The sequence below is a fragment of the Bacillus sp. AFS001701 genome (assembly GCF_002559405.1).
Lineage (GTDB): Bacteria > Bacillota > Bacilli > Bacillales > Bacillaceae_G > Gottfriedia.
Window position 1 is genome coordinate 1 of record NZ_NTZO01000689.1, and the last position, 1172, is coordinate 1172.

2 protein-coding genes are annotated in these 1172 nt (G+C 28.1%); both read left to right on the plus strand.

The window, feature by feature from the left end:
• The first annotated feature begins 253 nt into the window (after window positions 1-253).
• Complete coding sequence (locus CN514_RS24635; protein ID WP_098234813.1) at window positions 254-463, plus strand: hypothetical protein; 210 nt, start codon at window positions 254-256, stop codon at window positions 461-463.
• A gap of 183 nt (window positions 464-646) precedes the next feature.
• Window positions 647-1057 (plus strand): hypothetical protein, encoded by a 411-nt coding sequence (locus CN514_RS24640; RefSeq protein WP_098234814.1) that lies wholly within the window; start codon window positions 647-649, stop codon window positions 1055-1057.
• The last annotated feature ends 115 nt before the right edge of the window (window positions 1058-1172 follow it).

Sequence of the window (1172 nt, forward strand, 5' to 3'; positions counted from 1 at the left end):
CTATCAGTATAAAATTATATAAATTTACTTATTTTGACACCTATTCTTTTACATAATGGGGGGATACTATGTTGAATAAGTTAAAACGGTTCTTAGTAGTACTTCTCATTTTTGTACTGTATCTTGGGCTGTCGTTGTTAGTTGGAAATTTTCTTTGGAGATTAGTTGAATCAATCAGATAAGTAGATAAAATAATAAAGGGTTTTATTACTTCTCCTTTGAATATAATTCATAAAGGAGAGTGAACTAAAATTTGGTGAAAATTTGTTTTATTATTGGTGCAATTTTTATACTTATTTCTGGAATACTTATAGGTGCGTTTCAAGCTCCAGAACAACAAAGAGTTGTAAAAGATGATTTTTTTAAGTTAGGGCACTTAAATAAGGATCAATTCTCCATCTGGTCAGGAGTTATTGGCATTTTTTTTATTTGTATTGGAGGACTAGTATACGATGTTAAATAATATTTTAATGACTTAATTCCAAACATAACTCAAATAGTATACTAGCTTTGAATATAATCGACATTTTTGTCGATTTTTTTTATTGTGATTATTTCAAAGTAGGTCAATATGATGATTAGTAGGGGCATAAATTAAATGAAGTAGAAATTATATTTGTTGTGGTAATTATTAGGAGGTGCAAAATTGAAGATCGTTTTTTTTAGAAATCTCAATAAAATTGAAACATATGCTGCAAATAGAAAACAAATAAAGTTGAATCTTCCTAGTAAAGAAGAGGCCAGTGTTATATTTGGCCTGACAAGGAAGTTTGAATTTGATAATCGTTGTGCAAGACCACCACAAATCAGCGGTACTGTTGTAGCTTCTGTTACTTGTAATAGAGACAAGGATATTAGAATTTATTTCTATCCAATCTCCCAAACTATTTATCCAGAGAAGGCGAAATCTCAATTTCATAATGATGTATTACCTAAACTTAAGAAATGGATTGATCATCAAGTGTCAAAACCAGAAACTGCAGTTTTAGGGATTGAAGAATTTATTATTGAATGGAATGGGAAAAATCATCTATTCCACCAAATTAAATTTTTATAAAATAGGTTTTAAAGACGGTAAAGTTTAATACCGTCTTTTTTATTTTTTGTAAGTATAATTCTTAAGATAACTTAAAAAAACGTAATTAAATTAAGTTTTTTAAGTTTTTTATGGA